Here is a 24,020-nt window from a genome sequence, read left to right as displayed (position 1 = left end):
CACCCGGCGGCCTGTAAGCCGTTGTTCCGTGTCAGTGGTGGCGCATTATAGGGAGTTATTCCGGGCTGACAAGTCTAAAATGCAAAAAACTTTTTAACCGCTCAATTTCCAGGCGTTACGCCTGATTTAACGGCGATTTGTGGGTTAAATGAGCGATATCACGGGCGAAAGCGGCGACATTATCCCAGTCGGTATACACCACTTCTTTACTGGTATCCGTTTCACCGCCCGTCATTTTCATAATCAGACGGATCATGACGCGATCAAGCCAGCCATAACGCGGATAACGAAGCGCCCCCGCAAACACGGCACACTGGTCTGGCTGCCATGGCGAGTTAAGCAGGAACTTGCGGGTATAGCTGTTGGTCTGCGGCGTACGCTTCTCCGGCTTACGCGCCACCAGGTTCACCGAGAAGAAAGCACCCGGTCGCGCGTTCAGCTCCTGCAGGTGCTTTTTAACGAAGCGGTCCACTGCCGGATGAAAATGTCCGTAGCGAATTGATGCCCCAATCACGACACGATGATATTCAGCCCAGTTGATCGCATCGGCGCGATTCAGATTCACCACATCCGCATGCACGCCAAGCTCATTAAGCTGGGATGCTATAAAAGAGGCAATTTCACGCGTTTGCCCGTCCCGGGTGGAGAACAATATTAACGTTTTCACAAAAGCTTCCTTATTCACGCCAGAACGTTGGGGTGAAGAGCACCAACAACGTAAAGACTTCAAGACGACCAAACAGCATGTTGGCGATGAGCACCCACTTGGCGATGGGATTCATACTGGCAAAGTTATCAGCCACCACGCCCAGCCCCGGGCCGAGGTTATTCAGCGTTGCCACCACTGAGGCAAAAGCGGAGAAATCGTCCACGCCGGTAGCAATGATGGCCAGCATACTGACGATAAACACCAGCGCATATGCGGAGAAGAATCCCCATACCGCTTCCAGAATACGTTCCGGTAACGCACGGTTTCCCAGCTTGATGCTGTAAACCGCATTCGGGTGGACCAGACGCTTCAGTTCACGGTTGCCCTGCTTAAACAGTAACAGGATACGGATCACTTTCAGCCCGCCCCCCGTTGACCCGGCGCAGCCGCCAATAAAAGCCGAACAGAGTAACAGTACCGGCAGGAACAGCGGCCAGCGCGCGATGCTGTCGGTAGTAAATCCGGCGGTCGTCGCCATCGACACCACCTGGAAAAAAGCCTGGTTAAGGGTGGTGACCGCCGAGTCATACACATCGTGGAACCACAGCACCAGCGTACAGATGAACACCAGCGTCAGTTGCACGCCGATAAACATCCTGAATTCCGGATCGCGCGAGTACACTTTCAGGTTGCGACCGCTTAATAAAGAGAAGTGCAGGCCATAGTTACAGCCGGAGATCAGCAGGAAAATAGCGATAATGGTGTTAATGGTCGGACTGTCGAAGTAACCCACGCTGGCGTCATGGGTGGAGAAACCGCCAATGGCGATGGTGGCGAAACTATGGCTGATAGCATCAAAAGCGGGCATCCCGGCGAACCATAACGCCAGCGCACAGGCCACCGTCAGCAGGACATAGATAAGCCACAGGGTTTTCGCCGTTTCGGCAATACGCGGGCGCATTTTGTTATCTTTCAGCGGACCGGGCATTTCCGCGCGATAGAGCTGCATCCCCCCGACCCCGAGGATAGGCAGAATGGCCACCGCCAGCACGATGATCCCCATACCGCCGAACCATTGCAGCATCTGCCGGTAGAACAGAATGGCATGCGGCAGCGTGTCCAGCCCCACCAGCGTCGTCGCCCCGGTGGTGGTTAAACCGGAGAAAGATTCAAAAAACGCATCGGTGACCGTCAGATTCGGGCGTTCAGAGAAAATAAATGGCAATGCCCCCACGCTGCCCAGCACCGTCCAGAACAGCACGACGATCAGAAAGCCTTCCCGGGATTTCAGTTCGCCCTTCTGACGGCGGTTGGGCCACCACAGCAGCGAACCAATCGCCAGCGCCACAAAAAAGGTTTGTGTAAATGCGCGCCCCGCACCGTCACGGTAAAGGAGAGCGACCAGTCCGGGCAGGATCATGGTCCCGGAAAATAAAATGACCAGCAGTCCAACAATTCGGGTTATGGCACGGAAATGCATCTCTGCCGCGTCCTTAGGTAGTAAGAAATGAGGTGGGGATTATTCTTCAATCGCCAGTAATTGCAATGAACCACGGCTAAAATCCGCCAGCTTTGCCGAAAATTCATCCAGTCTGCTGTGCGGAAGCGCTACCCGCAGGTGAACCAGATCCTGATACTGACTGTCGACGATCTTTCCTTCGAACTGTAAAAGCAGCGACTCAATACCCGCCAGCTGGGCGTAATCACAGCTCAAAGTATATGCGGTTAATGGCATTTTGCGGATGGTGGTAAGCTGATTCAGCGCACGCTGTACCCCGCCGCCATAGGCTTTTACCAGCCCGCCCGTCCCTAATAAAACACCGCCATAGTAGCGCACCACTACAGCGGTGATTTCGCCGACGCCGCTGCCCATCAGCTGCGCCAGCATCGGTTTACCGGCCGTGCCCGACGGTTCACCGTCATCCGAGAAGCCCAGTTGCTGCGAATCGTCCGGCGCGCCAGCCACCCAGGCGACACAATGGTGCCGCGCATCCGGGTGGGCCGATCGTACCGACTCAACAAAGGCTTTTGCCGCCTCCACGCCATCGGTATGCGCCAGCAGCGTGATAAAGCGGCTCTTTTTGATCTCTTCAGTAACGGTGACCGGCTCTGCCGGTATCGGCCAGCTTTCCATTACGCCAGCTTCAGATCCCGCGTCATGTTTTCCACGCCGTTTTCATGGATCACCACGTTATCTTCAATGCGGATGCCGCCGAACGGTTTAAGCGCGTCAATTTTCTGCCAGTTGAAGTGCTTGCTGAACGCCCCTTCACGCCACGGCGCCAGCAGAGACTCAATAAAGTAAATCCCTGGCTCAATGGTCACCACCATGCGCGGCTGCATCACGCGCGTACAGCGCAGATAAGGATATTTCGACGGCGCAGCCATGTGCGTACCCGTGTCATCCTGCATAAATCCGGAGACGTCGTGCACCTGCAGCCCCAGCGGGTGACCAATACCGTGCGGCATAAACGGCCCCGTCAGATCGTTTTCCACCATTGCCTCTTCGCTCATATCGGTGACGATCTGATGACGGCGCAGCAGTTTCGCGATGCGCTGATGGAACTGGATGTGGTACTCCACATAATTGACGCCCGCTTTCATGGTGCCGATCAGCGCCAGCTGTTCTTCATTAACGTCTTTGATGAGCTGGGCAAAATCGGTATCGCTGTTCGCAGCCCAGGTACGGGTCAGGTCCGCGGCATAACCGTTGTACTCTGCGCCAGCATCCAGCAGGAAACTGCGCATTTCAGACGGCGCACGGTGATCCAGCTTTGTATAGTGCAGCACAGACGCGTGTTCATTCAGCGCCACAATATTGCCATAGGGCACATCGATATCACGATGCCCGGTGGCAGTCAGATAGGCGAGATTTATATCGAACTCACTCATCCCGGACTGGAAGGCTTCATGGGCGGCGCGATGGCCCATCACGGCGGTCTTCTGCGCTTCACGCATACAGGCCAGCTCATAGTCGGTTTTATAAGCGCGATAATAATGCAGGTAGTCGATCACCCCTTTCGGGTTGATATGTTCCGCTTTGATCTCCAGCGCGGCAGCACGTTCCGTGACCGGCCCGATATAGGCGATATTGCCCCGCGCCGCAGGCAGCTGGCTGCCGATATCGTCGGCTTTCGGCAGCGCGATAATGTCGATTTCTTCGGTCCAGAAGGACACCGGCAGCGGTTCCACGTTGTGCCAGTAATCCACCGGCAGATAGAACCACAGTTTCGGTTTATTCACCCCATCCACCAGCAACCAGCAGTTAGGCACCTGCGTAACCGGCACCCACGCCTTGAACTGCGGGTTGACCTTAAACGGATAAGCATGGTCGTCAAGGAAGACATTCATCAGCTCGCCGGAGTGGATGAGCAGCGCATCCAGCTTAAAGCGGGCCAGAACATCGCGGGTGCGTTCCTGTAACGTAACAATATGATTTTTATAGAGTGCGGCCAGTGATTCCATGATATTCCCTTCGCTAGTTTTAGCCTGAATTGTTCGCATATTAGCACAGGAGCGAAAGGCTGCGTGATTTCCGCTAAGCGTGATCGGCGCTGCAACTTTTTAAAGAGTCATTTGCAATTTATTAACATAAAAACCACACTCCGTCTCATCTGGTAAGACCAGTAATGATGCTGGATTCAGGAGACTGACATGCTCTACAAAGGCGATACCCTGTACCTCGACTGGCTGGAAGACGGCATTGCCGAACTGGTGTTCAGCGCGCCAGGCTCAGTCAACAAGCTCGACACGGCAACCGTAGCCAGCCTCGGCGAGGCGCTCGGCGTGGTGGAAAAACAAGCGGATTTAAAAGGGCTGCTGCTGCGTTCAGACAAAGCGGCCTTTATTGTCGGCGCCGACATCACCGAATTCCTTTCCCTGTTCCAGGTGCCGCAGGAACAGCTCAGCCAGTGGCTGCATTTCGCCAACAGCGTATTTAACCGTCTGGAAGATTTGCCGGTGCCGACCATTTCGGCCGTGAACGGTTACGCCCTCGGCGGCGGCTGTGAATGCGTGCTGGCGACCGATTACCGTCTCGCCACCCCGGAGCTGCGCATTGGCCTGCCCGAAACCAAACTGGGCATCATGCCGGGCTTTGGCGGTTCAGTGCGTATGCCGCGCCTGCTGGGCGCAGACAGCGCGCTGGAAATTATTGCCGCCGGTAAAGACGTGGATGCCGCACAGGCACTGAAAATTGGCCTGGTGGATGGCATCGTGAAGCCGGAAAAACTCCGCGACGGCGCGGTGGCGATCCTGCGTCAGGCCATTAATGGCGATCTGGACTGGAAAGCCAAACGCCAGCCGAAGCTCGAACCGCTTAAATTAAGCAAAATTGAAGCCGCCATGAGTTTCTCCATCGCCAAAGCCATGGTGATGCAGACCGCCGGAAAACATTATCCGGCCCCCCTCACGGCAGTAAAAACCATCGAGGCCGCGGCGAAATATGGCCGCGAAGAAGCGCTGAAGCTGGAAAACCAGAGCTTCGTACCGCTGGCCCACACTAACGAAGCCCGCGCGCTGGTCGGCATCTTCCTTAACGACCAGTACGTCAAAGGCCAGGCCAAAAAACTCACCAAAGACACGGACGCCCCGCAACAGGCTGCCGTACTGGGCGCAGGCATTATGGGTGGCGGTATCGCTTACCAGTCCGCCTGGAAAGGCGTGCCGGTGATCATGAAAGATATTAACGACAAATCTCTCACCCTCGGCATGAACGAAGCCGCGAAGCTGCTGAATAAACAGCTTGAGCGCGGAAAAATTGACGGCCTGAAGCTGGCCGGGGTGATCGGGACTATCCATCCGACGCTGGATTACGCCGGTTTTGAGCGCGTTGATGTGGTTGTCGAAGCGGTGGTGGAAAACCCGAAGGTGAAAAAAGCGGTGCTCACCGAAACGGAAAGCCGCGTGCGTCAGGATACGGTACTGGCGTCCAACACTTCCACCATTCCGATTAGCGAACTGGCCAGCGTGCTGCAACGCCCGGAAAACTTCTGCGGGATGCACTTCTTTAACCCGGTGCACCGTATGCCGCTGGTGGAGATCATTCGCGGCGAGAAAACCGCCGACAGCACCATCGCCAAAGTGGTGGCCTGGGCGAGCAAAATGGGCAAAACCCCGATTGTGGTTAACGACTGCCCGGGCTTTTTCGTCAACCGCGTGCTGTTCCCCTACTTTGCCGGTTTCAGCCAGTTACTGCGCGACGGCGCGGACTTCCGCAAAATCGACAAAGTGATGGAAAAACAGTTCGGCTGGCCGATGGGCCCGGCGTACCTGCTGGATGTCGTAGGTATTGATACCGCCCACCACGCCCAGGCAGTGATGGCAGAAGGCTTCCCGCAGCGTATGCAGAAAGATTACCGTGATGCCATTGACGCGCTGTTTGACGCCGGTCGTTTCGGGCAGAAAAACGGTCAGGGCTTCTGGCGTTATAAAGAAGACAGCAAAGGCAAGCCGAAGAAAGAAGAAGACAGCGCAGTGGATGAACTGCTGGCGGGCGTCAGTCAGCCGAAGCGTGATTTCTCCGATGAAGAAATTATCGCCCGCATGATGATACCGATGGTTAACGAAGTGGTGCGTTGTCTGGAAGAAGGCATTATCGCCAGCCCCGCCGAAGCGGATATGGCGCTGGTGTACGGCCTTGGCTTCCCGCCGTTCCATGGCGGCGCATTCCGCTGGCTGGACACCCAGGGCAGCGCAAAATATCTCGATATGGCCCAGCAGTATCAGCATCTCGGCCCGCTCTATCAGGTGCCGGAAGGACTGCATGAAAAAGCGCGCCATAACGAACCCTATTATCCCCTGGCTGAGCCTGCTCGCCCGGTGATTGAAACACAGACGGCTTAAGGAGTGACGATGGAACAGGTAGTCATTGTTGATGCGATCCGTACCCCGATGGGCCGTTCAAAAGGGGGCGCATTCCGCCATGTGCGGGCGGAAGATCTCTCCGCCCATTTGATGCGCAGCCTGCTGTCGCGTAATGCGCAGCTGGAAGCCGCCGCGCTTGACGATATTTACTGGGGCTGCGTTCAGCAGACGCTGGAGCAGGGTTTTAACATCGCCCGTAACGCCGCGCTGCTGGCGGAGATCCCGCATTCGGTACCGGCGAACACCGTCAACCGCCTGTGCGGTTCGTCAATGCAGGCGCTGCACGACGCCGCGCGTATGATCATGACCGGCGATGCGCAGGCCTGTCTGATTGGCGGCGTTGAGCACATGGGCCATGTGCCGATGAATCACGGCGTCGATTTCCACCCAGGCCTCAGCCGTAACGTGGCGAAAGCAGCGGGCATGATGGGCTTAACCGCTGAAATGCTGGCCCGTATGCATGGCATCAGCCGTGAAATGCAGGATCAGTTTGCCGCCCGCTCTCACGCCCGTGCCTGGGCGGCCACGCAGTCCGGCGCATTTAAAAATGAAATCATCCCGACCGGCGGCCACGATGCGGACGGCGTGCTGAAACAGTTTAATTACGACGAAGTGATCCGCCCGGAAACCACGGTGGAGGCGCTTTCCACTCTCCGACCGGCTTTTGATCCGGCGAACGGTACGGTTACGGCGGGCACCTCTTCCGCCCTGTCCGACGGCGCTGCCGCCATGCTGCTGATGAGCGAAAGCCGCGCCCGCGAGCTGGGCCTGAAACCCCGCGCCCGTATCCGTTCCATGGCAGTGGTTGGCTGCGATCCGTCGATTATGGGTTACGGCCCGGTTCCGGCCTCAAAACTGGCGCTGAAAAAAGCCGGGCTGACTGCCAGCGATATTGATCTGTTTGAAATGAACGAAGCCTTTGCCGCACAGATCCTGCCGTGCATTAAAGATCTGGGGCTGATGGAGCAGATCGACGAGAAGATCAACCTCAACGGCGGCGCGATCGCGCTGGGGCATCCGCTGGGCTGTTCCGGGGCGCGAATCAGCACTACGCTGCTGAATCTGATGGAACGCAAAGACGCGCAGTTTGGCCTGGCCACCATGTGTATCGGTTTAGGTCAGGGCATCGCGACGGTATTTGAGCGAGTCTGAGTAAAGTAAAAACGTTTTAGTTGCCGTTTTTCCCGCCTGTCAGGGGCGGGTTTTTTATTGGTAATTTCCCGTTACTTTCACCCTCTCCCTGGGGAGAGGGTCGGAGTGAGGGAAAAAAATCAAATAAACGCGAACGCATCGCCAAACAGACGGTCTTCACGCGCGCCGCGTTCGTTACAGAACAGGTCGCGGGCGATTTTCGCCATCTCGAAGCGTCCGGCGATATAAATATCGTGTCCCGCCAGCGTACCGTGATCCTGCAACACCGCCGTTAACACCGTGCCGCTACGCCCGCGCCAGTTCTCTTCCGGCTGTTCAACCACCGCCTCAATACGCAGATTCGGGTGATTCACCGATAACGCTTCCAGCTCGGCCAGATCGTAAAGGTGCTTCTCTTCGCGCCCGCCCCAGTACAGGGTGATATCGCGGTTGGCGTTGCGCGAAAGCGACGTCAGCAGAATGGAACGCACGTAGGAGAAGCCGGTGCCGCCGGCGATCAAAATCAGCGGGCGCTCTTCGTCATCGCGCAGCCAGGCGTCGCCGTGAGGCATATCAATCAGGATCTCATTTTCTTTGAGGATCCGATCCATTACCGCCATGGCATAGAGGTTGAGTTCAGATGCGCCGATGTGCAGTTCAATAAACTCACGCTCATCAGGCGTGGAGGCCATCGAAAAGGGGCGTTTGTCGCGCTCGTCCATCACGACCATCAGATACTGTCCCGCGCGGAAGGAAAAGTCTGCTTCCGGCACTAAACGGACGCGATATACCGTATCGGTAATAGCATCTACCGAGGTCACTTTACAGCTTAAGGTTGTCATGCGCTCCCTCTGTCGGGTCTGTTCTCGTCATTAAAGATGGCCAGTTCATCCCAGATGGCGTCGACACGCGCCGTCACCGCAGGATCCTTAACAATCGGTCGTCCCCATTCACGCTGGGTTTCGCCGGGCCATTTGTTGGTGGCATCCAGGCCCATTTTTGAACCAAGACCGGAAACCGGTGAGGCAAAGTCCAGATAATCTATCGGCGTGTTCTCTACCAGCACCGTATCCCTGGCCGGGTCCATACGGGTGGTGATCGCCCAAATCACATCGTTCCAGTCGCGGGCATTGACGTCGTCATCGCACACGATCACAAACTTGGTGTACATAAACTGGCGCAGGAATGACCACACGCCCATCATCACGCGCTTGGCATGTCCGGCATACTGCTTTTTAATCGTTACTACCGCCAGGCGATAGGAACAGCCTTCCGGCGGCAGATAAAAATCGACGATCTCCGGGAACTGCTTTTGCAGGATCGGTACGAACACTTCGTTCAGCGCCACGCCCAGCACCGCCGGTTCATCCGGCGGACGGCCGGTATAAGTGGAATGATAAATCGCATCGTCACGCTGCGTAATGTGCGTCACCGTGAAGACCGGGAAATTATCCACTTCGTTATAATAGCCCGTATGGTCGCCATACGGCCCTTCCGGCGCCATTTCGCCCGCTTCAATATAGCCTTCAAGGACGATTTCCGCGCTGGCGGGCACTTCCAGATCGCTGGAAATACACTTCACCACTTCCGTTTTCGTCCCGCGCAGCAGACCCGCAAAGGCATATTCAGACAGCGTGTCCGGCACCGGAGTTACGGCACCCAAAATCGTCGCCGGGTCAGCGCCCAACGCAACTGCCACCGGGAAGCGCTCGCCGGGACGGGCGTTGCACCACTCCAGGTAATCCAGCGCGCCGCCGCGATGCGACAGCCAGCGCATGATGAGTTTATTCTTGCCGATTAACTGCTGGCGATAGATGCCGAGGTTCTGCCGCTCTTTATGCGGACCACGGGTGACCGTCAGCCCCCAGGTGATCAGCGGCGCGGCGTCATCCGGCCAGCACTGCATGATAGGGATTTTCGTCAGATCGACGGCATCGCCCTGCACCACTTTTTGCTGGCAGGGCGCGCCACGCAGACGTTTCGTCGGCATGTTGAGCACCTGCTTAAACTGCGGCAGCTTATCAAACAGATCGCGAAACCCTTTCGGCGGCTCCGGCTCTTTTAAAAAGGCCAGCAGCTTGCCCACTTCACGCAGCGCCGTGACATCTTCCTGCCCCATACCTAACGCCACGCGGCGCGGTGTGCCAAATAAATTGCACAGCACGGGCATGGAGTAACCTTTGGGATTTTCGAATAACAGCGCCGGGCCACCGGCACGCAGGGTGCGGTCGGCTATCTCGGTAATCTCCAGATGGGGGTCAACCGGAAACGTGATGCGTTTGAGTTCGCCCTGCTGTTCGAGCAGCGCCATAAAGTCGCGTAGGTCGTGGTATTTCATGCAGTTAATCATGGCCTCTCTGTAAGCGGATTATTATACGGCGAACGCCCGCGTGATGCTGTAATTTTGTTAAATAAGCGTAAAACTCACTGCAAACGCGTCGCCCGCACCCGATATAATCAACAACGCGATTGTGGTATCCTTGCGCCCGAACACAAGGGAAGGATGATGATGCAAGCCTGGTATTTATTGTATTGCAAACGGGGACAGCTTCAGCGCGCTCAGGAACACCTTGAACGCCAGGCCGTCAACTGCCTGACGCCGATGATCGAGCTGGAAAAAATGGTGCGCGGTAAACGTACCCGCGTCAATGAACCGCTTTTCCCTAATTATCTGTTCGTCCAGTTTGATCCGGAAATCATTCATACCACGACCATCAGCGCCACGCGCGGCGTCAGCCATTTTGTGCGTTTTGGCGCCAGCCCGGCGACGGTGCCGCCCACGGTCATTGAACAACTCTCCACCTGTCAGCCGGAAGGGATCACCGATCCCGATACGCCATACGCGGGCGACAATGTGGTGATCACCGAAGGCGCTTTTACCGGCCTGCAGGCCATCTTTACCGAGCCGGATGGCGAAGCGCGCTCGATGCTGCTGCTCAACTTCCTCAACAAGCAAGTGCTGCAAAGCGTGAAGAACACTGAGTTCCGCAAAGCCGATCCGGCTTAAAACGTCACGCCAAACAGCTGCTTTACGTTCGCATCCGTGGCGTTGCTCACCGCCTCTGCCGTTTCACCGCGCAGGGCCGCAATGCGCTCAACTATATGTCCCAGATACGCAGGCTCATTGCGTCGCGAGGCGGGTTTGGGTTTGAGATCGCGCGGCAGCAGATAAGGCGCGTCCGTCTCCACCAGCAGCCGGTCAGCCGGGATCTGCGGCACCACGGCGCACAGCTCCGCGCCACGACGCTCATCACATACCCAACCGGTGATGCCCAGATATAACCCTTTCGCCAGACATTCCTCCGCCTCGGACTGCGATCCGGTAAAACAGTGCAGCACCGCGCCCGGCAGCTTATCCAGCCACGGCGTCAGCAGCGCCAGAAAACGTTCATGAGCATCGCGACAGTGTAAAAATACCGGCATCGACAGCTCTGCGGCAATCGCCAGCTGTGCGGAAAAAGCCGCTTCCTGATCGGCTGCCGGGGAAAAATTGCGGTTAAAATCCAGGCCGCATTCGCCAATCGCCACCACTTCCGGCTGACGGGCCAGCGCGAAAATCGCGTCTGCGGTGTTTGCATCCCACTGGCTGCTGTCATGGGGATGCACGCCCGCCGTAGACCAGCAATGCGCATGACGCTGAGCCAGCCGCTGCGCCTGCTCGCTGTCATGCAGACTGGTGCCGGTCAGCAGCATGCCTTTAACGCCCGCGGCGAAAGCCCGCGCCACCACCTCATCGCTGTCTGTGGCGAACTGCGAACTGGTCAGGTTGACCCCAATATCAAACATGCCGTCCTCCATATGACAACCGCCCTTTCGGGCGGCCATTGATTACTCTTTTGTGCTTTCGCTGTCGTCTTCGTCGCTTTCGTCGCTGCGGAAACGCCGCTTGCCGACGTAGAACCGCGAGAAGAATACGCCGATTTCAAACAGGCAATACATCGGGATCGCCAGCAGCGTCTGCGAGAAAACATCCGGCGGCGTCAGTAGCATCCCAACCACAAACGCCCCCACTAATACATAAGGGCGTTTCTTGCGCAGTTCTTCCGGCGTGGTCACGCCCATCCAGCAGATAAGCACAATAGCCACCGGCACTTCAAAGGACACGCCAAAGGCCATAAACAGCGCCATGACGAAATCAAGGTAGCTGGCAATATCCGTTGAAACCTGCACGCCAACGGGCGCGGTATGCGTCAGGAAGCCAAACGCCAGCGGGAAGACCACGAAATAGGCGAACGCCATCCCGATGTAAAACAGCAGCGAACTGGAAACCAGCAGCGGGATCACCAGACGGCGTTCATGCCGGTACAGCGCCGGCGCCACAAATGCCCACACCTGGTAGAGAATAACCGGCGCAGAGAGGATCAGCGACACCATAAAGGTCAGCTTGATCGGCGTGAAGAACGGCGATGCCACATCGGTGGCGATCATGGTGGCGCCTTCCGGCATCTGCTTGATCAGCGGGGCTGACACCAGTTGATAAATGTCATTGGCAAAATAGACCAACGCCAGGAAAATCAACAGAACGGCTATAATGCTGTTCAGCAGACGCTTACGCAGTTCAATCAGATGCGAGATCAGCGGTTGGGTATCTTCTACAGCCATGTTTAAGATTTACCACTTGTCGAAGGGGTTGAATCGGAAGCAGGCGCTGCCTGTACGGGGCTTTTCACGACAGCGGCATCGTTCGGCCGGACAGCGTTGTCTTCAGGCTCCGTCGACGGCTTCTGTTCCGGCGCGCTGGCCTGATTTTCTGCCGTGGCTGGCGTAATGCCTTCATGCTGCGCTTCGTTATCTTTTACCAGCGGATTATGGATGGTATGCGCGACATCGCTCTCTTTCTCCGGATCGTTAGCGCTGTAGGAGCGCTTCATCGATTCCGCCGCTTCACGCAGTTCATCCATGGAGGCTTTCAGTTCCGGCGTCAGATTATCCAGACTGGCTTTTTCAACTTTCTTCAGGCTGTCCTGAAATTCCTGAAGCTTAAGCTCCTGGGCAAGTTCATTTTGTACGGTAGAGGCAAGGGAGCGCAGCGCGCGTACCCAGCCTGCCACCGTTTTAACCGCCACTGGCAGACGTTGCGGCCCCAGAACAATGAGGCCGATAACGAAAACCAGAACTAATTCACCAAAGCCAATATCGAACACGAATTACACCTGCTCTTTATCGTGACGCTTCGCGTCTTCTTTCTTCACATCATCCGGCTTTTCAGCAATGGATTTCGCCGTAAAATCCGCGTCTTCTGCCGGTTTTGTATGCTTGTCATCATCGCTCATGGCTTTTTTGAAGCCTTTGATCGATGCGCCTAAATCTGAACCAATCGAACCGAGTTTTTTAGTGCCGAACAGCAGCACAACGATGACGGCGATGATAAGTAACTGCCAAATACTGATACCACCCATACCTTATCCCCAGTGATAAATGATGAATAAACCGGGCCACAGTATACGTTAAGCGGCCCGTTGTGAACGATCAAATTGCGCGCGTCTTACGCCAGCCAATCAGCCAGATGACCAGCCCGCCCGCCATCAGCCAGGCCGGGGCCGACTGCCACTCAGGGCGGTTAATCAGCAATAATGTACCACTGAGTATCAACGTTGCCCCAATGCCGAACAAATAGCGCGATTGCCCCTGACGCATATGGTTAACGTGCAGATCACGGGAGATTTGCTCCACGCTGTGCTGCAACTGCTTGCTCTGGCGCAGATTGTTGTAAATCAGCTCCGGCAGTTCCGGCATTTTTTCCACCCAGAACGGCGCTTTTTCTTTTAGCGAGCGGATCAGCGCCGGAATACCGACCTGATCTTTGATCCAGGATTCAAGGAAAGGTTTCGCGGTTTTCCATAAATCGAGCTGCGGATAGAGCTGACGGCCAACCCCTTCCACATACAGCAGCGTCTTTTGCAGCAGCACCAGCTGCGGCTGCACTTCCATATTGAAGCGGCGCGCGGTATTGAACAGATTCAGAAGCACGTGACCAAAGGAGATCTCCGCCAGCGGCTTCTCGAAGATAGGCTCGCAGACGGTGCGGATGGCGAACTCGAACTCTTCCACGTTGGTGTCCGGCGGTACCCAGCCTGAATCCACATGCAATTCCGCCACCTTACGGTAGTCGCGGTTAAAGAAGGCGATAAAGTTCTCGGCCAGATAGCGCTTGTCTTCTTTGTTCAGCGAGCCCACGATGCCGCAGTCGATACCGATATACTGCGGATCTTCCGGATGTTCATAGCTGACAAAAATATTGCCCGGATGCATATCCGCATGGAAGAAGCTGTCGCGGAACACCTGAGTAAAGAACACCTGTACGCCACGCTCTGCCAGCAGCTTCAGATTGGTGCCGTTTTTCTCCAGCGCCGCCACGTCGTTGATGGGGATGCCGTAAATACGCTCCATCACCAGCATGTCCTGGCTGCAATAGTCGGAGTAAATTTCCGGCACGTAGAGCATCGGGCTGTCTTCGAAATTACGGCGCAGCTGGATGGCGTTAGCGGCTTCGCGCAGTAAATTCAGCTCGTCGATCAGCGTTTTTTCGTATTCATGCACCACTTCCAGCGGGCGCAGACGGCGACCATCCGGCAGCAAGCGCGGCACCCAGCGGGCAAGGCGGTAGATAAGGCGCATATCGGCTTTGATAACCGGCAAAATGTCCGGGCGGATCACTTTGATGACCACCTCTTTGCCATTCTCTTTCAGCCGGGCGGTATGCACCTGCGCAATAGACGCAGACGCCAGCGGCTTGATGTCAAAATCATCAAACCAGGTTTCAACAGGAATACCGCCCATCGCTTTTTCGATTTGTCGCTTAGCCAGCGCGCCGTCGAAAGGCGCCACGCGGTCCTGCAACATGGCAAGCTGGTCGGCAATGACCGGCGGGAAAAGGTCGCGGCGGGTGGACAGCATCTGTCCGAATTTAATCCATACCGGGCCCAGTTCCTGTAATGCCAGACGCAGGCGATGGCCTAATTCCTTGTCTTTGTGGCGATTTGGCATCCAGAACAACGTGCGGCGCCAGAGGCGAAGCGGCATGGTAAGACGCATTCTGGGGATGAGCTCATCAAGCCCGTAACTCAAAAAAGTTTGGATGATGAAGTAAAGGCGCCGAATTTCACCAGGCGTCATTTGCCCTCCAGTTTTTCCAGACGGTGGGTTAACGCGTCAACCGAACGCGCGATAGCTGCGGTTTCTTCTGCGAACCAGGCCACTTCCAGCGCGCCGGGTGCCATACGCCACTCCTCGGTCAGGGTTTCAGCGACATACTGCTGCTGGCGCTGAAAATTTTTGCGTACAAAGGCGGTGCCGCCGCGCAGCGCCTGGCTGATGCCTTCAGCGGCAATATCACCGGTCCAGGGCGCTAACAGCTCCGCCGCGTCAAACTCGGCCAGATCCATTAATGCCCCGAAGTTTTGCACCACCTGCAAATCGCCCTGCACTTCCAGCTCGCCGCTACGGATAAGCGAGGTGAGCTGTTTACGATCGCGCAGGGTCGGCAGGACGCGCAGTCGGGTAATGACCGTACAGTCTGCTTCGCCCTCCCACTCGCCCAGCACATCAAGCTGACGCTCGCTGAACGCCAGCACCAGCGGCGTGGAAAGCTCTTTGACGACAATACGCAGCACCTTGCCCTGTAAGCGCTGGCGTGCAGGTTTCAGGGCCTGAGGACGGTATAAAAACGTATTAAGTACACGCTCTATCCCGGCGGTCATTAAAGGCTTAAAGGGCATGGCAGACTCCTGTCAGAACTTATAACCACGATGCAGGGCAACAATACCGGCGGTCAGATTGTAGTAATCGACATTTTCAAAGCCCGCGTCCTGCATCATCGCCTTCAGCGTATCCTGATTGGGATGCATACGAATGGATTCCGCCAGATAACGATAGCTACCGGCGTCGCTGGCGACCAGTTCGCCGATGCGCGGCAGAATATGGAACGAGTAGGCGTCATAAGCTTTACTCAGCGGCTCGATAACCGGTTTGGAGAATTCCAGCACCAGCAGACGGCCGCCCGGCTTCAGCACGCGAAACATTGAACGCAGCGCTTTCTCTTTGTCGGTCACATTACGCAGACCGAAGGAGATAGTAATGCAGTCAAAGGTGTTATCCGGGAACGGCAGCGCTTCGGCATTCGCCTGCACATATTCAACGTTGCCGATGACGCCAATATTACGCAGCTTGTCGCGGCCAACTTTCAGCATCGAGTCGTTAATATCCGCCAGCACTACTTGCCCGGTTTCACCCACCAGACGCGAGAATTTCGCCGTCAGATCGCCGGTGCCGCCTGCCAGATCGAGCACTTTCTGCCCACGGCGCACGCCGCTGCAATCGATCGTAAAACGCTTCCATAAACGATGGATGCCAAAGGACATCAGATCGTTCATGACATCGTATTTTGCCGCCACGGAATGAAATACGTGCGCCACCATGTCAGCTTTCTGCGTTTTGGCGACGGTCTGATAACCAAAGTGGGTCGTGTCCTGTGAAGTTTCTTGTCGATCTTCCGCCATCTCAGTGCCTGCTTATCAAGAAATTGTTCGTGAAGTGTAACAGATTGGGCGCAATTGCCCTATGTTTCAACCGCCTTGCGATACGCGCTCCGGGCTGTCATTCACCGCGGCCCGCGTGGCTAATTCATTGTCTTCCTGAGATTCTTCAGCGTCCGGCTCACCGGCACGCAAACGAAACTCCTCGTCCTGAGCGGTGGCCTGTTCAACCAAATCCGGATTAATCTCGCGTTTGACCTCCACCCCCAGCCCGCGAAACGCCTCGGCCTGCGCCAGCAGATTGCCGCGTCCGGAGGTGAGTTTTTTCATTGCCTGGCGGTAGTTATCCTGCGCTTTATCCAGCCCCTGACCGATGGACGACATATCATCCACAAACAGCCGCATTTTGTCGTACAGGCGGCTGGCGCGGTCGGCGATCTGCTGGGCGTTGCGGCTTTGATGCTCGTAGCGCCACAGATTAGCAATGGTGCGCAACGCCACCAGCAGGGTGGTAGGGCTGACCAGCATGATATTGTTTTTCAATGCTTCGTTGATCAGCTCCGGCTGCCGATCGAGCGCCAGCAAAAAGGCGGGTTCGACGGGGATGAACATCAGCACGTAATCCAGCGAACGCAGCCCTGGTAGTTGCTGATAATCCTTGCGGCCCAGCAGACGAATGTGGCTGCGCACCGAGGCGAGGTGCTCCTGCAACGCGGTTTCGCGGGTATAGTCTTCTTCGGCGTTAAAATAGCGCTCGTAGGCCACCAGCGTCATTTTGGCGTCAATCACCACGTCTTTACCCTGCGGCAGACGGACAATCACATCCGGCTGCATACGCGCCCGCGCGTCGGTCTCGATGCTGACCTGGGTTTCGTACTCATAACCGTGCCGTAAGCCGGACGCCTCCAGCACACGGGTTAACACCACTTCGCCCCAGTTGCCCTGGGTTTTGTTATCGCCCTTGAGGGCGCGGGTGAGGTTCACCGCTTCCTGCGCCATCTGCGCGTTCAGTTGCTGGAGATTGCGGATCTCGTGCGCCAGCGTGTGCCGCTCGCGCGCCTCCTGCCCAAAGCTGTCCTGTACCTGACGACGAAAACCGTCCAGCTGTTCGCGCAGCGGCGTCAGTAAACTGCCGAGGCTCTGGCGGTTCTGCTCATCCACCCGGCGGTTGCTCTGTTCAAAAATGCGGTTGGCGAGGTTTTCGAACTGCTCGCTGAGGCGCTGTTCACTGTTGATCATCTGGCGGATTTTGTCTTCCGCATGCAGTTGGGTGGATTCAAGACGGGTGGTGACTTCGCGCAGATCGGCTTCCAGCGAGGTATTAATTTCCCGCAGGCTGCGCAGTTCGTTATTCAGCAGTTCGCACTCGTTGCGCCAGTGCTGGTTCTGCGCCAGCTGTTGTCTGGCCGCGCTTAATTCGATGTCCAGTTCCCGGCGATCTTCGAGCAGATCGGCCCGCAGCTGATCGGCGCGCGATTTCATGGCCAGCCATCCCAGCATGACGCCGCCCAGCAGCGCTGCCGCCACGCTTAACAGTATTGAAATATCCACATCTTCCCCTGCAAAAATCACTGTCCGGTGCAAAGTAAGATTGTGCTGTACAGATGTCCACCTGGGAAGGGATTTCCTGCGAGGCGCTACGCAAAAAGAAAGGGCCGAGTGGATCGGCCCTGGAAATGGAGGTAAAAAACGCGAACTACAGCAGGCGACGCGCCGCTTCCACCACGATTTTCACCGCGTGGCTTTCGGTCTGCTTCATGGTTTCCGCGTTCGGGATCTCCTGCTGGGTGCGGTTAACGATCACGCCCGCCACCATACCGGCGCGCAGACCCTGGCTTGAGCACATGGTCAGCAGCGTGGCGGATTCCATTTCGTAGTTCATTACGCCCATGGACTGCCACTCTTCCATGGAGCCTTTGTAGCGTTTTACCACGCGGCCAGAGAAGGTGTCATAACGTTCCTGACCCGGATAGAAAGTGTCGGAAGAAGCAGTCACGCCGATGTGCGTGGTAGCGCCGACGGATTTCGCTGCCTCGACCAGCGCCGTGGTGCAGGCAAAATCAGCGACGGCCGGGTATTCCATTGGCGCAAAGTGCAGGCTGGCGCCGTCAAGGCGTACAGAGGCGGTGGTCACCAGTACGTCGCCGACGTTAATGTGCGGCTGGATCGCCCCGGTGGTGCCGACGCGCAGGAAAGTACGAATGCCCAGCTGCGCCAGCTCTTCCACGGCGATAGAGGTGGACGGGCCGCCGATACCGGTGGAGCACACGATCACCGGCTTGCCGTCCAGCTCTGCACGCCAGGAGGTGAATTCGCGGTGCGATGCCAGCTTAACCGGCTTATCCATCAGCGCGGCGATCTTTTCCACTCGCTCCGGGTCGCCAGGGACGATGGCAAGCGTAGCCCCTTGTAAATCGTTTTTAGTGAGGCCGAGGTGAAAAACATCAGACTGTGACATAGGTGACTCCTCTGTAGATCGGTTTGTCAGAAGTAGCAAAAAGGTACTTTACAGAAGCTGCACGTTAAATTTCGTGACAACCATCACCGCCAATAAAATTGTTTGCAGTGGTTTTCCATAAAATAGTGATACACATCACATTAACATGTTCGTCAGGCGGGCACTTCTCAAAAGATAGCCGCTTTCGTGAGCGCTGTATTTTAGACGGCTGACTATAGTTATTTATTGCGCTACTTTTTTGCACCACTACAAGGGTACGGAGATCGCCATGACCACTGACAAACAACCCGGCTTTGCCCCTGCTGCTTCGCCCCATGCATCCACCGCCATCACGACTGCTGACGACGGTATTGTCGCGGGTCTGACGTCCATCCCCTCGCGGGGAGACAATATGCCTGCCTACCACGCCCGTCCGGCAGAGGCTGCCGGCGCGCTGCCGGTGGTGATTGTCATCCAGGAAATTTTTGGCGTGCATGAGCACATCCGCGATCTCTGCCGTCGCCTGGCGAAGGAAGGCTATCTTGCCGTGGCGCCGGAGCTCTATTTCCGTCAGGGGGATCCGAATGCGTATGACGATATTCCGACCCTGTTCAGCGAACTGGTTTCAAAGGTGCCGGACGCACAGGTGCTGGCGGATCTGGATCACGTCGCCAACTGGGCTGCGCGCAACGGCGGCGATCCGCACCGCCTGCTGGCGACCGGCTTTTGCTGGGGCGGCCGCATCGCCTGGCTGTATGCCGCGCACAATCCGCAGTTGAAAGCGGCGGTGGCGTGGTACGGCAAACTGGTGGGGGATAAAACCATGAACTCGCCGTCGCATCCGGTGGATATTGCCACCGAACTCACCGCCCCGGTGCTTGGTCTGTACGGCGCGCAGGATTCCAGTATTCCGCAGGACACTGTCGATACCATGCGCCAGGCGCTGCGGGCGGCTAACGCCACGGCGGAAATCGTAGTTTATCCCGATGCCGGGCATGCCTTTAACGCCGATTATCGCCCGAGCTACCACGCCGAATCCGCGCAGGATGGCTGGCAGCGCATGCTGACCTGGTTTGCACGCTACGGCGCAAAAAAAAGCTAAAACTGCACCTCGTCGCCCGTTCACAAAAGGGCGGCGAGTTGTTAATCAGCTCACAGTTATGCATCGTTCGCGCGGTGGATGTTTGACTTTCAGTACGTTCTGCGACGATATAAAAGGCTAAGGCGTGTTACTACGTTACGTAGGCAAGACCTGAAGCCTTCCCTCTCTGCACAGTGGGGGAAGGCTTCAGGTTTTTTTTTGCGCCAAATAAATGAGGCCTGATATGAACCACTTACAGACAGCTCTGGATATCATCGCCCACATTGGGGGCGCAGAAAACATTGCCCATATTGAGCACTGCTCCACACGGTTACGGCTCAGCCTGCACGATAACGCCAAAGTGGATCAGCCCGCGCTGGAAAGCATTCCCGGCGTGTTAGGCGTACGGGTCAACGTACAGTGTCAGGTGATCATCGGTCACGACGTCGTGCAGGTTTACGATGCGGTAAGATCGCTGGTGGGCACGCCGCAACAGACCACACCGTCCACAACCGATAAAGTCAGCCGTGGCGCAAAGATAGTGGATTTTGTGATCAGCGTTTTTCAGCCGCTGGTGCCGGCCATTGCGGGCGGCGGCGTGCTCAAGTCGCTGCTGCTGTTGCTGGATCTGATGGGCTGGCTGACGCGGGATTCTTCCACCTATAAAGTGCTGGATAACATCGGTTCCGCGCCGCTCTATTTCCTGCCCATTCTCGTCGCCATCACCACCGCCATGAAGCTGAAAGTAAACGTGCTGGTGGCGGTGTCGGCGGTGTCGGTGATGGTGCTGCCCGCCATGTCGAAGCAGCTGGCGGAGGGCGCGACCTTTTTATCGCTTGATTTACAGAACGTTGCCTATGCCTCGCAGGTATTCCCGGCGATCTTATGCGTGCTGTTTTATGCGCAGACGGAAAAAATCTTCAACCGCTACTCTCCCGGCGCGCTGCGTATTTTTCTCTCGCCGATGCTGTCGCTGCTGGTCACTGTCCCCGTTACGCTGCTGATTTTAGGCCCGCTGGGTTACGAACTGGGGGCCGGACTGGCAACGGTGATCTTATGGCTCTACGGCAAGCTGGGATTCGTGGCGACGGGCCTGCTGGCAGCGGCGTTACCCTTTATGGTGGCCGCCGGAATGCACAAACCTATGCTGCCTTACGCCGTGGCGTCGATGAGCCAGTTCGGGCGCGAAATGCTCTACCTGCCCGCGTCGCTGGCGCATAACATCGCCGAATCCGGCGCCTGTTTTGCCATTGCCCTGAAAAGCAAAGACAGGGCGCTGAAATCCACGGCGATTTCCGCCGGGATCTCCGCCCTGTTCGGCATTACGGAACCCGCGCTGTACGGCATCACCCTGCTGCATAAAAAAGCGCTCTACAGCGTGATTGCCGGTAGCGTGATTGGCGGCGCCTTTATCGGCTGGATGGCGATTGAAGCCTTCGCGCTGGTCGGCCCCGGCCTTGCCAGCATCTCAATGTTCGTCTCCCCAACCAATCCCATGAATATTCTCTGGGCCTTTGCCGGTGGCGGCCTGTCCTTCGCCATTGCCTTTTTCGCCGCCCTGCTGCTGTGGCGGGATAAAACGCCGCAGGCCGCTGAGCGTCAGCTGGATTTTGCGCCGCCGGTGGAAGGGAAAACCATCCCGCTGGAGCGCGTGGCGGACGATGTGTTCTCAAAGCGCATCATGGGCGACGGCATCGCCATTATTCCCTCGCAGGGCATACTGCGCGCGCCTGCCAGCGGCACCATCATGAACGTTTTTGACACCGGCCATGCGGTCAGTCTGCTGACCGATGACGGCGTGGAGCTGATTTTTCATATCGGTATCGACACCATCAAACTGAACGGTCAGGGCTTTCACCCGCAGGTGAGCGAAGGCCAGCACGTCAACACCGGCGATGTTCTGGTCCGTTTTGATCTTGATGACATCGTGGCGGCCGGATTCGATCCGGTGGTGATGATGATCGTCACCAACAGCGAACGCTTTGCCATCGCCCCCGCCGCGCGCGGGGCGCAATCCACTCATCCTCACATCATCATGACGTTAAAGGAGTCCGTGTAATGGATAAATATTCTGGCTTTCCGCAGGGGTTTTTATGGGGCGGCGCCATTGCCGCGAATCAGGCGGAAGGCGCGTGGAATGTTGACGGCAAAGGGCCATCCGTGGCCGACGCCATCACCTGGAAACCGAATCTTTCCCTGAAAAGCTATGATGGTCACCTGGCGCTGAGCGATGAAAACGTCAGCGATGCCTTAACCGGCCAAAACGACGCGCTCTACCCGAAACGGCGCGGCATCGACTTTTACCACCGCTATAAAGGCGACATTGCGCTGTTCGCCGAGATGGGCTTTAAGGTGCTGCGCGTGTCCATTGCCTGGTCGCGCATTTTCCCCACCGGTGAAGACGCTGAGCCGAACGAGGCGGGCCTGCAATTTTACGACGATCTGTTCCGCGAGCTGCGCCACTACAACATTGAACCGCTGGTGACGCTTTCGCATTATGAAATGCCGCTGGCGCTGAGCGAAAAATATAACGGCTGGGTGCACCGCAACGTGCTGGACGCCTTTGTGCGCTTCTCAAATGTCTGTTTCGACCGCTACAAAGATCAGGTGCGCTACTGGCTGACGTTTAACGAAATCGACAGCATCCATCGCCATCCGTTTACCACTGCGGGGATCCGCGAAGATAAAAGCGCGCCGGGCAAGGCGAAGCAGGATATTTATCAGGGGCTGCATCACCAGTTTGTCGCCTCGGCGCTGGTGACCCGCGACTGCCATGCCAAAATCCCCGGCAGCCAGGTGGGTTGTATGCTCACCAAACTGACCACGTATCCCTACAGCTGCCGCCCGGAGGATGTGGAAGCGACGCTGAAGAAAAACCTCGAAAACTACTTCTATGCCGATGTGCAGGTGTCTGGCGAATACCCGCCGCTGATTTTGCGCGACCTTGAACGGCGTGATATTCACATCGCTATGCAGCCGGAGGATAAGGCGATCCTCAAAGCCCATACCGTGGATTTTGTGTCGTTCAGCTATTACATGTCCCTTACTGAAAGCACTCAGCCAGACGTCGAGCGCACGCCGGGCAACACCATTCTTGGCGTGAAGAACCCGCATCTTCCGGCGTCCGACTGGGGCTGGCAGATCGATCCCGTGGGGCTGAAAATCTCGCTGCTGGAGCTTTACGACCGCTATAAAAAACCGCTGTTTATCGTTGAAAACGGCCTGGGCGCGAAAGACGTGGTGGAAAATGGCGAAATCCATGACAGCTACCGTATCGACTATTTCCGCGCCCACTTTGCGCAAACGCTGGCGGCGATTAACGAAGGCGTGGAGGTGATGGGCTTCACCACCTGGGGGCCGATTGACATCATCAGCGCCGGGACGTCGCAAATGTCCAAGCGCTATGGCTTTATCTATGTCGATCAGGATGATGAAGGCAATGGCTCGCTGGAACGTCTGCGTAAAGACTCGTTCTGGTGGTATAAGAAAGTGATTGCCAGCAACGGGGCCGACCTCGACTAACGGCTATAAAGCCGCAGGAATTGACCGTGATAACAGTAAAAAAGTCGCTGAATAACAGTATGCTGCTGGTCGACTATGACCAGCAGGAGATGATCCTGTTCGGTAAGGGCATCGGATTTGGCAGCAAACCCGGCGAGCTTATCGACATTGCGCAGGTGGAAAAGATCTTCCTGCCGCTGGCGGATCTGAAATCCCGGCACTTTTTATCGCTGACGGACACCATTCCTGCGGCTTTTTTTGAGCTGACCCACGACATCATCACGCAGATCCAGCAGGCGTATGTGGAAAAGCTCAACGCCGTGCTGTTCTTTACCCTCGCCGAGCACCTGTGGTTTGCCGTAGAACGCTGCCGTAAAGATCAGCCGTTTTTTAACAAGCTCAGCTGGGAAGTGAAGCGGTATTATCAGAAAGAGTATCTGTTAGGCCAGCAGGCGATGCAGCAGGTGAACGCCCGCTTTGCCGTCACGCTGCCGGATGATGAGGCGGTGAATATCGCTTTTCATATTATCAACGCGACGGGCAGTAGCGATCAGGCCAGCGCCCACCAGCAGGTGGAACTGGTCAACCGCATCGCGGAGATCGTGCGCTATAAGCTCAATAAAAATCTCGACATCAACTCGGTAAACTACAACCGTTTTATTACCCACCTGCGCTACTTTGCCGAGCGGCTGATCGCCGGCAACGTCACTGCCAGTGACACCGACGATTTCTATCAGGAACTGCTGCGCCATCGCCCGGACGCCATGAACGTCGCCTGGGCGATCCGCGACTATGTGCAGGAAAAATATCAGCTCACGCTGCCAAAGGATGAACTGACCTGGCTGAGTATTCACATCAGCCGGTTAATGGAAGCCCCCTGAC

22 protein-coding genes are annotated in these 24,020 nt (G+C 56.5%); 7 read left to right on the top strand and 15 right to left on the bottom strand.

The window, feature by feature from the left end; all coding sequences use genetic code 11:
- Window positions 1-115: 115 nt before the first annotated feature.
- The 4 genes from hemG to pepQ are packed head-to-tail and all read right to left on the bottom strand — an operon-like array spanning window position 116 to window position 4,114.
- Window positions 116-667, bottom strand: coding sequence for a menaquinone-dependent protoporphyrinogen IX dehydrogenase (hemG, locus tag ACQUTD_RS20295; protein WP_473277234.1), 552 nt, complete (start codon window positions 665-667; stop codon window positions 116-118).
- Window positions 668-677: 10 nt separating this feature from the next.
- A complete protein-coding gene (trkH, locus tag ACQUTD_RS20290) occupies window positions 678-2,129 on the bottom strand; it encodes a Trk system potassium transporter TrkH (RefSeq protein WP_072571510.1) in 1,452 nt (483 codons plus the stop codon).
- Window positions 2,130-2,168: 39 nt separating this feature from the next.
- Window positions 2,169-2,783 (bottom strand): IMPACT family protein, encoded by a 615-nt coding sequence (locus ACQUTD_RS20285; protein ID WP_318364775.1) that lies wholly within the window; start codon window positions 2,781-2,783, stop codon window positions 2,169-2,171.
- Window positions 2,783-4,114, bottom strand: coding sequence for a Xaa-Pro dipeptidase (pepQ, locus tag ACQUTD_RS20280; protein ID WP_473277235.1), 1,332 nt, complete (start codon window positions 4,112-4,114; stop codon window positions 2,783-2,785). Before pepQ ends, ACQUTD_RS20285 begins: the two co-directional genes overlap by 1 nt.
- Before the next feature lie 189 nt (window positions 4,115-4,303).
- Between pepQ and fadB the strand changes: the two genes are divergently transcribed.
- Entirely contained in the window at window positions 4,304-6,493 is a 2,190-nt protein-coding gene (fadB, locus tag ACQUTD_RS20275; protein WP_473277236.1) for a fatty acid oxidation complex subunit alpha FadB, read from the top strand.
- A gap of 9 nt (window positions 6,494-6,502) precedes the next feature.
- On the top strand, window positions 6,503-7,666 hold the full coding sequence (gene fadA / locus ACQUTD_RS20270; protein ID WP_072571506.1) for an acetyl-CoA C-acyltransferase FadA: 1,164 nt from the start codon (window positions 6,503-6,505) through the stop codon (window positions 7,664-7,666).
- 119 nt (window positions 7,667-7,785) lie between these two features.
- Here the strand turns inward: fadA and fre are convergent, their stop codons facing one another.
- Both fre and ubiD read right to left on the bottom strand, forming a co-directional pair.
- Window positions 7,786-8,487, bottom strand: a complete 702-nt coding sequence (gene fre / locus ACQUTD_RS20265) for an NAD(P)H-flavin reductase (RefSeq protein ID WP_072571505.1) — start codon at window positions 8,485-8,487, stop codon at window positions 7,786-7,788.
- Entirely contained in the window at window positions 8,484-9,983 is a 1,500-nt protein-coding gene (gene ubiD, locus ACQUTD_RS20260) for a 4-hydroxy-3-polyprenylbenzoate decarboxylase (protein ID WP_473277237.1), read from the bottom strand. The genes fre and ubiD overlap by 4 nt, the downstream gene beginning before the upstream one ends.
- 171 nt (window positions 9,984-10,154) lie before the next feature.
- Here ubiD and rfaH point away from each other — a divergent pair, with 171 nt between their 5' ends.
- Window positions 10,155-10,652, top strand: coding sequence for a transcription/translation regulatory transformer protein RfaH (rfaH, locus tag ACQUTD_RS20255; RefSeq protein WP_072571516.1), 498 nt, complete (start codon window positions 10,155-10,157; stop codon window positions 10,650-10,652).
- Here the strand turns inward: rfaH and tatD are convergent.
- From tatD to udp, 9 genes are all read right to left on the bottom strand, one after another.
- A complete protein-coding gene (gene tatD, locus ACQUTD_RS20250; protein WP_473277238.1) occupies window positions 10,649-11,431 on the bottom strand; it encodes a 3'-5' ssDNA/RNA exonuclease TatD in 783 nt (260 codons plus the stop codon). The two genes, rfaH and tatD, sit on opposite strands and share 4 nt — an antisense overlap.
- 42 nt (window positions 11,432-11,473) lie before the next feature.
- Window positions 11,474-12,247 carry a Sec-independent protein translocase subunit TatC gene (tatC, locus tag ACQUTD_RS20245; RefSeq protein WP_072571502.1) on the bottom strand — a complete coding sequence of 258 codons (774 nt, stop codon included), beginning with the start codon at window positions 12,245-12,247 and terminating at the stop codon, window positions 11,474-11,476.
- Window positions 12,248-12,249: 2 nt separating this feature from the next.
- The gene (gene tatB, locus ACQUTD_RS20240; protein WP_072571501.1) at window positions 12,250-12,789 is read right to left on the bottom strand and encodes a Sec-independent protein translocase protein TatB; all 540 of its coding nucleotides are present in this window, start codon (window positions 12,787-12,789) and stop codon (window positions 12,250-12,252) included.
- Between the two features lie 3 nt (window positions 12,790-12,792).
- On the bottom strand, window positions 12,793-13,044 hold the full coding sequence (gene tatA, locus ACQUTD_RS20235) for a Sec-independent protein translocase subunit TatA (protein ID WP_318364770.1): 252 nt from the start codon (window positions 13,042-13,044) through the stop codon (window positions 12,793-12,795).
- 70 nt (window positions 13,045-13,114) lie between these two features.
- Window positions 13,115-14,761, bottom strand: coding sequence for a ubiquinone biosynthesis regulatory protein kinase UbiB (gene ubiB, locus ACQUTD_RS20230; protein WP_321988408.1), 1,647 nt, complete (start codon window positions 14,759-14,761; stop codon window positions 13,115-13,117).
- Window positions 14,758-15,363, bottom strand: a complete 606-nt coding sequence (ubiJ, locus tag ACQUTD_RS20225; RefSeq protein WP_072571498.1) for a ubiquinone biosynthesis protein UbiJ — start codon at window positions 15,361-15,363, stop codon at window positions 14,758-14,760. Before ubiJ ends, ubiB begins: the two co-directional genes overlap by 4 nt.
- Before the next feature lie 12 nt (window positions 15,364-15,375).
- Window positions 15,376-16,143: a bifunctional demethylmenaquinone methyltransferase/2-methoxy-6-polyprenyl-1,4-benzoquinol methylase UbiE gene (ubiE, locus tag ACQUTD_RS20220; RefSeq protein ID WP_072571497.1), complete on the bottom strand. Its 768-nt coding sequence runs from the start codon at window positions 16,141-16,143 to the stop codon at window positions 15,376-15,378.
- 66 nt (window positions 16,144-16,209) lie between these two features.
- The gene (rmuC, locus tag ACQUTD_RS20215; protein WP_072571496.1) at window positions 16,210-17,670 is read right to left on the bottom strand and encodes a DNA recombination protein RmuC; all 1,461 of its coding nucleotides are present in this window, start codon (window positions 17,668-17,670) and stop codon (window positions 16,210-16,212) included.
- 145 nt (window positions 17,671-17,815) lie between these two features.
- A complete protein-coding gene (udp, locus tag ACQUTD_RS20210; protein ID WP_072571495.1) occupies window positions 17,816-18,577 on the bottom strand; it encodes a uridine phosphorylase in 762 nt (253 codons plus the stop codon).
- Window positions 18,578-18,845: 268 nt separating this feature from the next.
- Between udp and ACQUTD_RS20205 the strand changes: the two genes are divergently transcribed.
- The 4 genes from ACQUTD_RS20205 (at window position 18,846) to ACQUTD_RS20190 (ending at window position 24,019) form a co-directional block, all read left to right on the top strand.
- Entirely contained in the window at window positions 18,846-19,658 is an 813-nt protein-coding gene (locus ACQUTD_RS20205) for a dienelactone hydrolase family protein (protein ID WP_072571494.1), read from the top strand.
- A gap of 223 nt (window positions 19,659-19,881) precedes the next feature.
- Complete coding sequence (locus tag ACQUTD_RS20200) at window positions 19,882-21,696, top strand: beta-glucoside-specific PTS transporter subunit IIABC (protein ID WP_318364768.1); 1,815 nt, start codon at window positions 19,882-19,884, stop codon at window positions 21,694-21,696.
- Window positions 21,696-23,159 carry a family 1 glycosylhydrolase gene (locus ACQUTD_RS20195; RefSeq protein ID WP_473277239.1) on the top strand — a complete coding sequence of 488 codons (1,464 nt, stop codon included), beginning with the start codon at window positions 21,696-21,698 and terminating at the stop codon, window positions 23,157-23,159. Before ACQUTD_RS20200 ends, ACQUTD_RS20195 begins: the two co-directional genes overlap by 1 nt.
- A gap of 26 nt (window positions 23,160-23,185) precedes the next feature.
- Window positions 23,186-24,019 (top strand): PRD domain-containing protein, encoded by an 834-nt coding sequence (locus ACQUTD_RS20190; RefSeq protein ID WP_072571491.1) that lies wholly within the window; start codon window positions 23,186-23,188, stop codon window positions 24,017-24,019.
- Window position 24,020 lies beyond the last annotated feature (1 nt).

The sequence above is a fragment of the Enterobacter sp. K510 genome (genome assembly GCF_055804875.1).
The sequence above is the reverse complement of the archived record's forward strand: the minus strand, read 5'-3'. Positions and strand labels throughout refer to the sequence as shown.

Coding starts and splice junctions, on each gene's coding strand:
- ubiD (WP_473277237.1), bottom strand. CDS start 9,983: ATGAAATACCACGACCTACGCGACTTTATGGCGCTGCTCGAACAGCAG.
- fre (WP_072571505.1), bottom strand. CDS start 8,487: ATGACAACCTTAAGCTGTAAAGTGACCTCGGTAGATGCTATTACCGAT.
- rfaH (WP_072571516.1), top strand. CDS start 10,155: ATGCAAGCCTGGTATTTATTGTATTGCAAACGGGGACAGCTTCAGCGC.
- ACQUTD_RS20200 (WP_318364768.1), top strand. CDS start 19,882: ATGAACCACTTACAGACAGCTCTGGATATCATCGCCCACATTGGGGGC.
- tatC (WP_072571502.1), bottom strand. CDS start 12,247: ATGGCTGTAGAAGATACCCAACCGCTGATCTCGCATCTGATTGAACTG.
- tatA (WP_318364770.1), bottom strand. CDS start 13,044: ATGGGTGGTATCAGTATTTGGCAGTTACTTATCATCGCCGTCATCGTT.
- ubiJ (WP_072571498.1), bottom strand. CDS start 15,363: ATGCCCTTTAAGCCTTTAATGACCGCCGGGATAGAGCGTGTACTTAAT.
- ACQUTD_RS20285 (WP_318364775.1), bottom strand. CDS start 2,783: ATGGAAAGCTGGCCGATACCGGCAGAGCCGGTCACCGTTACTGAAGAG.
- trkH (WP_072571510.1), bottom strand. CDS start 2,129: ATGCATTTCCGTGCCATAACCCGAATTGTTGGACTGCTGGTCATTTTA.
- fadB (WP_473277236.1), top strand. CDS start 4,304: ATGCTCTACAAAGGCGATACCCTGTACCTCGACTGGCTGGAAGACGGC.
- ACQUTD_RS20195 (WP_473277239.1), top strand. CDS start 21,696: ATGGATAAATATTCTGGCTTTCCGCAGGGGTTTTTATGGGGCGGCGCC.
- udp (WP_072571495.1), bottom strand. CDS start 18,577: ATGTCACAGTCTGATGTTTTTCACCTCGGCCTCACTAAAAACGATTTA.
- ACQUTD_RS20205 (WP_072571494.1), top strand. CDS start 18,846: ATGACCACTGACAAACAACCCGGCTTTGCCCCTGCTGCTTCGCCCCAT.
- ubiB (WP_321988408.1), bottom strand. CDS start 14,761: ATGACGCCTGGTGAAATTCGGCGCCTTTACTTCATCATCCAAACTTTT.
- fadA (WP_072571506.1), top strand. CDS start 6,503: ATGGAACAGGTAGTCATTGTTGATGCGATCCGTACCCCGATGGGCCGT.
- pepQ (WP_473277235.1), bottom strand. CDS start 4,114: ATGGAATCACTGGCCGCACTCTATAAAAATCATATTGTTACGTTACAG.
- tatD (WP_473277238.1), bottom strand. CDS start 11,431: ATGTTTGATATTGGGGTCAACCTGACCAGTTCGCAGTTCGCCACAGAC.
- ubiE (WP_072571497.1), bottom strand. CDS start 16,143: ATGGCGGAAGATCGACAAGAAACTTCACAGGACACGACCCACTTTGGT.